The organism is Microbulbifer sp. (assembly GCF_036563125.1).
Lineage (GTDB): Bacteria > Pseudomonadota > Gammaproteobacteria > Pseudomonadales > Cellvibrionaceae > Microbulbifer.
In genome coordinates, this window is the sequence record NZ_DATCMV010000055.1 from 1 (window position 1) to 6,676 (window position 6,676).

A 6,676-nucleotide genomic window follows, 5' to 3' on the forward strand; every position below is an offset into this window, starting at 1 on the left:
TTGTCCGCCAGCTTGCCATAGGGTGGCATCAAAAATTTCAGCGGGTCCAGTGGGCCCTGGTAAAACACCGGGCGCATTTTGGAGAAGGTCACAAATCCCTCGTAACCGTGGTAGTGGCCCATGCCGCTTTCGCCGACGCCACCAAAGGGAATGTCGTGCTGGCCTACGTGCAGCACCGCATTATTCACGCTCACGCCGCCGGACATCACATTGTCGATATAGTAATCCCGCAGGCCTTTGTCGTTGGTGAACGGATAGATTGCCAGCGGGCGGTCGCCCTTGTTGATATAGGCCGCCACTTCCTCGCGGCTTTTGTAAGTCTTGATCGGCAGCAGCGGACCGAAAATTTCCCGCTTCATCACATCCATTTCTTCGTTGACGTTGATCAGCAGGTGCGCGGGGAATTTCTTCAGCGGGTCGTCGCGCTGGCCCTGGCCATTGGTGAGGTCGATGGCGGTTGCGCCTTTCTGCACCGCATCTTCCAGGGTCTGCCAGATACGCTGGAAGGAGCGGGTGTCGATCACTGAGGTGTAGTCCGGGTGCTGGATGTCCGGGTAGCGCTTGTGGAATACCTGTTTGGCTTTTTCCACAAAGGCTTCCACCTTGTCTTCCGGCAGTAGCAGGTAGTCTACGGTGGTACAGATCTGGCCGGCATTGAACAGCTTCCAGAACAGTACTCGCTCGACAGCTTTGTCGATATCGAAATCCGGGCCGACGATGGCCGGGGATTTGCCGCCCAGCTCCAGGGTGACCGGCGTCAGGTTGGCGGCGGCGGCGGCCATCACCTTGCGGCCGGTGGCACCGGAGCCGGTGAAGATCAGGTGGTCAAACTTGAGGGTGGAAAATTCGATACCCACACCGCCGGTCTCCTCAATGAATACCAGCTTGTCCTCCGGGAAATAATCGCCGCAGATGCGCTTCAGCAGTGCGGTGAGGTTGCGCGAGTTTTCCGACATTTTCACCATGGCGCGGTTGCCGGCGGCGAAGATGTTGATCAGCGGCCCGAAGGACAGGTTGATGGGGAAGTTCCACGGCACGATCACGCCCACGACGCCCAGCGGTTGCGGAATGACCTTGGTGGAGGAGGTGGGGAAGGCGGTGAAATCGATATGCCGCCGCTGGGGCTTCATCCACTTCTTCAGCCGCTTGATGGTGTCCTTGATGCTGTCGAGCGCCGGGAAGATTTCCGCGAACAGGGTTTCGTGGTGAGAGCGGTTGCCGTAATCACTGCTCACCGCCTGCACCAGTTCATCCTGATGCTCGCGGATCATCCGCGCCAGCGCCCGCAGGTCGTTGACGCGGTGTTCTCGGCTCGGTGTGGGATTGGCGAGGTAGGCCTGGCGCTGCTTGTCCAGCAGTGACTTCAGGGCCAGGGGCTGTTGAATCTCTACGGGAGCGGCGGTTTCGGTCATGCTTATGGCTCGACTGGCTGTTTGATTGTTGTGGTTATAGTACTGATATGACTGCCGATTGTACGGGAGTATGGGGCCGCACTCAGGACTTTTGCGGACGGATTTCGACATACGGCAAGCCTACGGCGGCAGCATACGTTATCCGTCGCGGCGGGAATTGACCGAACTGGACAGGCTTTTGACATATTGCGTCGCCGGCGGCGACAACTGTTGTCTTTGGCCGTATTGCAGTTGGGGGCTCCGGCGCTGTGCGGGCACTTTGCATTCCTGCCGGTGATTAATTATTGTTCCGGGACGCAAAATTTCTCCCCTCAGTACAGGGAGGGGGAGGTGGCCGGAGTACAATCCGGGCACAATCCTGTACTGGGTGAATCCGACCTGGAAAAACAAAAGCAATAATAAAAACTGAGCGAATCCGACGATGAGAGAGACCCGCCCCCGTGGCCAGTATTGAATTCAGAGGTGTCAGCAAGCGCTACGACGACGGCCCGGCCACGGTGCCGGGGCTGGATCTGGAAATTGGCGATGGCGAATTTATGGTACTGGTCGGCCCGTCGGGCTGCGGGAAATCCACCGTGCTGCGCATGATTGCCGGGCTTGAGTCCATCACCTCCGGCGACTTGCTGATTGGTGGGCACCGGGTCAATGAATTGCCCCCCAAGGACCGGGACATCGCCATGGTGTTCCAGAATTACGCCCTCTACCCGCATATGAGTGTGTTCGAGAACATGGCCTTCGGGCTGCGGGTGCGGAATTTCCCCAAACTGGGTATCGAGCGCCGGGTGCGCGACGCGGCGGAAACCCTCGGCCTCTCCGACCTGCTTGAGCGCAAGCCGGGCCAGCTCTCCGGTGGCCAGTGCCAGCGGGTGGCACTGGGGCGCGCCATGGTACGCGATCCGCAGGTATTCCTGTTTGACGAGCCCTTGTCCAATCTGGACGCGGAGCTGCGGGTGCAGATGCGCGCTGTGATCCACCGCCTGCACCGCCAGCTGGGGACCACGTCCGTGTACGTCACCCACGATCAGGTGGAGGCGATGACCCTAGGTACCCGTATCGCCATACTCAATCGCGGTGCGCTGATGCAGGTGGGCACACCACTGGAGCTCTATAACGATCCGGATAACACCTTTGTCGCCGGTTTTATGGGCTCGCCGCCGATGAACCTGGTGCCAGTGACGAATGACGGCACACAGCTGGTGTGTGACCTGCTTGCCTTCTATCACCCGCGAGCGCCGCACTCTCAACTGCAGGGGCTGAAGCGGGAACTGCTGCTTGGGCTGCGCCCGGAAAAACTGGTGTACGCCGCCAGCGCCCCTGCCAACTGGCCGCGCCTAAAAGGTGAAATAGAGCTGGTGGAGAGCCTGGGGGCGGAGATGCTGGTGCATCTGCGCGCGGGTGAGACCTCGGTAATTGCGCGGCTCCCCGGTTTGCGGGCATTCACTCTCGGCGATGCACTGGAGCTCGCGTTTGATCCCGCTGCCGTGTATCTGTTTGATGCGGACAGTCAGCAACGTATTCGCAAGGACGGTGCCCGCGCTGGAGTGGGCGTGTGCTGAGGTCTGCGCATTTTTTGCGCCTGTTCCTCCTCCTGTTGATGTGCGCCGGCCAGGCCAATGCCGGTGAAATCCTCAATCTCTGGCACGGCTACCGCGGCGCCGAGCGCGCGGCGTTCGAGCAGCTGATCGACGACTACAACCGCGGTCAGAGTGATATCCAGGTAAAGGCCCTGGCGGTGCCCTTTGGCGGCTACGCCGACAAACTCTCCGCCGCACTTCCCCGCGGCCAGGGGCCGGACCTGTTCGTGTTTGCCCACGATCGTCTGGGGGGCTGGGCCAGTGCCGGGCACACGGTGGCACCCATCGACCACTATGTGGGCGACGGGGTGCTACGACGCTTCCCGCCGAACCTGATTGCCGCCATGACCTTTGGCGGCGAGCTCTACGGCCTGCCGCTGGCGTTCAAAAGCCCGGCGCTGATCCTAAACACAGACCTGGTGCGCACGGCGCCTGCCTCTACCGATGCCATGGTGGCCGAGGCCCGCCGTCACACCGACCGCAAGGCGGGGCGTTTCGGGCTCGCCTACAGCTACACCGAACCATTTTTCCACGGTGCGCTGATGAACAGCTTCGGCGCCGGCCCGTTCGATCGCGGTGGCAACCTGGATCTCGACAACCGCGCCAATATTGAATCCGTGGAAATGCTGGTGCGCTGGGTGCGGGACGAGCGGATTCTGCCGGACGAGCCCAGCAGCACCCTGGTCACCAGCCTGTTCAACCAGGGGCGCGCGGCGATGGTGATCAGCGGCCCGTGGATGCTGGGCGAAATTGCGCCGGGAGTGAATTACCGGGTGGTGCCACTGCCCATCAATAGCCAGAGTGGTTTGCCACTGGCGCCATGGGTGGCGGTGGAGGGGCTGTTCTTGTCCCCCTGGTCGAAAAATCCCGCCGCCGCGGTGGCGGTGATGGACTACCTCACTAGCCGCAGCGCCGCGGAAAAAATGGGGATCCAGGGTGGGCAGCTGCCGGCGAATATCAGCGCCTTTGAGCACCCGCGTATTGCCACCGACGACACCGCCATGGCGTTCCGGCGCCAGCTGGAAGTGGCTGTGCCCATTCCCAATCTGCCGGCCATGACGCTGGTTTGGGTTCCGCTGGAAAATGCCCTGAAAAAAGTGGTGAAGGGCGCGGCGCAGCCGGAGGCGGAGATGCACCAGCTGCAACGGCAATTGAGCGTGGATCTCGCGCGGTTGGAGCGCTCGCGCACCCGGGGAAACATTCCCGCGCAGATGCCAGCGTGGCTGTGGCTGGTTCCACTCGCTCTGGTGCTGCTGGCCCTGTGGGCGTGGCGGCGCTATCGCAAGCCGCTGGCTGCTGGCTGGCAGGCGAACCGCACGGCGTATCTATATGTCTTACCCGCCATGCTGGGCATGCTGGTGCTGGTGTTTTTCCCGCTGCTGTACGGTCTGCTGTTGTCCTTTACCGACACCACCGTTTTCAACGAGTACACGCCCCTGTGGTCGAGGTTTGTGGGGCTGGATAATTACGCGGCGATACTGGGTGACTTCCATCTGTGGCGAGGGCAGGGCAGTGATCGCAGCATCGACTTCGACAACTTTTATTGGACCCTGCTGATCACGATTTTGTGGACCGCGAGCAATGTCACCCTGGCCGTGGGGCTGGCACTGGTACTGGCGCTGGCGCTGGACAAGCCTATTTTCGGACGCAGTGGGTTCCGCCTGATCCTGATCCTGCCCTGGGCCATCCCCAACTACATCACCGCGCTGGTATGGAAGGGTATGTTCCACCCGCAGTTTGGTGTCATCAATCAGGCACTGCAGGTGCTGGGGTTGGCGCCGGTGGCGTGGTTCGACTCCATCGGCGCGAGTTTTGTTACCGGGCTGGTGACCAATGTGTGGCTGAGTATCCCGTTCATGATGGTGGTGATTCTGGGGGGGCTGCAGTCGATTCCGCGGGAGCTGTATGAAGTGGCCAGGGTGGAAGGGGCCGGGCGCTGGTTCCAGTTCCGCGCCATCACCCTGCCGCTGCTGAAACCGGTGCTGATCCCCGCGGTGATCCTGTCGGTGGTGTGGACTTTTAACATGTTCAACGTGATCTACCTGGTGAGCGACGGTGCGCCGGCGGGGGCCAACGATATCCTGATCACCAAGGCATTCCGTATCGGCTTTGAGAAATACCAATACGCCTACGCGGCTGCCTATTCCATGGTGATTCTGGCGCTGCTGTTCTGCTACGCCCTGTGGCAGATGCGGCTGAGCCGTACGCTGGAGGTGGCGCGATGAATGCTGCCATCGCCGGGATCAAGCGCGTCGTTCCCTCACGTTCGGCGCGGGTAGTGCGGGATATCTTCAGCTGGCGCTTCGTCCTGCTGATGTTCGCGTCCCTGATCGTGCTGTACCCGCTGCTGTGGGTGGTGAGTCTCGCCTTTTCCGGCCAGCAGTCGCTGACCCTGGTGCGCTTGGCGGATGATGCCAGCGTCGCCCAGCAGTTACTGGCGCTGGTCCCGCTGCCGGAGCAGTGGACCTTGGACAACTTCCGCGCGGTGCTCACCGAACAGCCGTTCCTGCGCTGGCTGGGCAACAGCCTGGTGGTCGCATTTGCCACCACGCTGGTGGGACTGTCGCTGAGCTGCACCGCCGCCTATGCCTTCTCGCGCTTCCGTTTCGCCGGGCGCAGGCGCGGCATGATGCTGTTCCTGATTTCGCAGATGTTTCCCGCGGTACTGATGCTGATCCCGCTGTACGTGATCGTGGTTCAGTGGCTGGGGCTGGGTAATTCCTGGCTGGGGCTGATCCTGGTCTATTCGATCACTGCGCTGCCGTTCTGCGTGTGGATGCTGAAGGGCTACTTCGACACCCTGCCCTACGAGATCGAGGAGTCGGCGCTGCTGGAGGGGGCCAGCCGCTGGACCATCTTCACCCGCATCATCCTGCCGCTGGCGCGCCCGGCCATCGCCGTCACCGGCCTGTTCGCCTTCATGACCGCATGGAACGAATTTATCCTCGCCTCCATCTTTATGGATGACGAATCCCTTTACACGGTGCCGGTGGGATTGCGCTTCTTCGTCAGTGACTACGCCTCCGAGTGGGGCCTTTTCGCCGCAGGCTCCATCCTGGTTTCCCTGCCGGTGATGCTGCTGTTCCTGACGCTGCAGCGCTTCCTGGTATCCGGGCTCGCCGCCGGGGCGGTAAAGGGGTAGCGCCTTTGGCTCTCAAAAGTGAGCAAGCATGACTTTGGCTTCTCTGCCTGTCTAATTGGTCACGAATGTATCTCCCGCATCGCCCCCCACTTTTTTCTCATCCTGCACCTGGAATGAACCGAACTTGCCCGACTGTGGTGCAAAAATTCGCCCAACCTCTAACTTGTTGATTTGTAGATATATTTTCGTTCCCGCTTTCCGGTTTTAAAGGTGGGATAGTCCATTTTTCGCCAATTCCAGAAGGTGGGACGACTCGGTTTGGCGCGTGGCGGGAGTATAGCGTCGAGCCAGAACGGGTTATCCTTGCGTTGTCTCGAGGTACCCGATCCCGGCGAAACCAATAACGAAAATGACGTGACGATGGGGGAGACAACTCCATGAACAGAATGACCGGATTCAAGAAGAATTCCATCGCGGTGGCCATCGCCACCCTGGCTGGCGTGAGCGGCGCAGCCTATGCACAGAGCGAACAGGACGCAGCACTGGAAGAGGTGACAGTTCTCGGTATTCGCGGCAGCCTCGAAAAATCCATGGATGTAAAGCGCGAT

At 60.8% G+C, this 6,676-nt stretch carries 4 protein-coding genes; 3 read left to right on the forward strand and 1 reads right to left on the reverse strand.

From position 1 onward, the window contains the following. On the reverse strand, positions 1 to 1,412 hold a 1,412-nt coding region (locus VIL80_RS04075), incomplete at its 3' end, for a coniferyl aldehyde dehydrogenase (protein ID WP_332034879.1). A 440-nt stretch (positions 1,413 to 1,852) separates the two neighbouring features. Here VIL80_RS04075 and VIL80_RS04080 point away from each other — a divergent pair. The 3 genes from VIL80_RS04080 to VIL80_RS04090 are packed head-to-tail and all read left to right on the forward strand — an operon-like array spanning position 1,853 to position 6,128. Beyond that, entirely contained in the window at positions 1,853 to 2,968 is a 1,116-nt protein-coding gene (locus tag VIL80_RS04080; protein ID WP_332034880.1) for a sn-glycerol-3-phosphate ABC transporter ATP-binding protein UgpC, read from the forward strand. Further along, on the forward strand, positions 2,962 to 5,211 hold the full coding sequence (locus VIL80_RS04085; protein ID WP_332034881.1) for an extracellular solute-binding protein: 2,250 nt from the start codon (positions 2,962 to 2,964) through the stop codon (positions 5,209 to 5,211). The genes VIL80_RS04080 and VIL80_RS04085 overlap by 7 nt, the downstream gene beginning before the upstream one ends. Next, positions 5,208 to 6,128: a sugar ABC transporter permease gene (locus tag VIL80_RS04090; RefSeq protein ID WP_332034882.1), complete on the forward strand. Its 921-nt coding sequence runs from the start codon at positions 5,208 to 5,210 to the stop codon at positions 6,126 to 6,128. The genes VIL80_RS04085 and VIL80_RS04090 overlap by 4 nt, the downstream gene beginning before the upstream one ends. Positions 6,129 to 6,676: the final 548 nt, after the last annotated feature.

Bases quoted from the DNA above. Each gene is read 5' to 3' on its own strand.
- VIL80_RS04090 (WP_332034882.1), top strand. From the start codon at position 5,208: ATGAATGCTGCCATCGCCGGGATCAAGCGCGTCGTTCCCTCACGTTCG.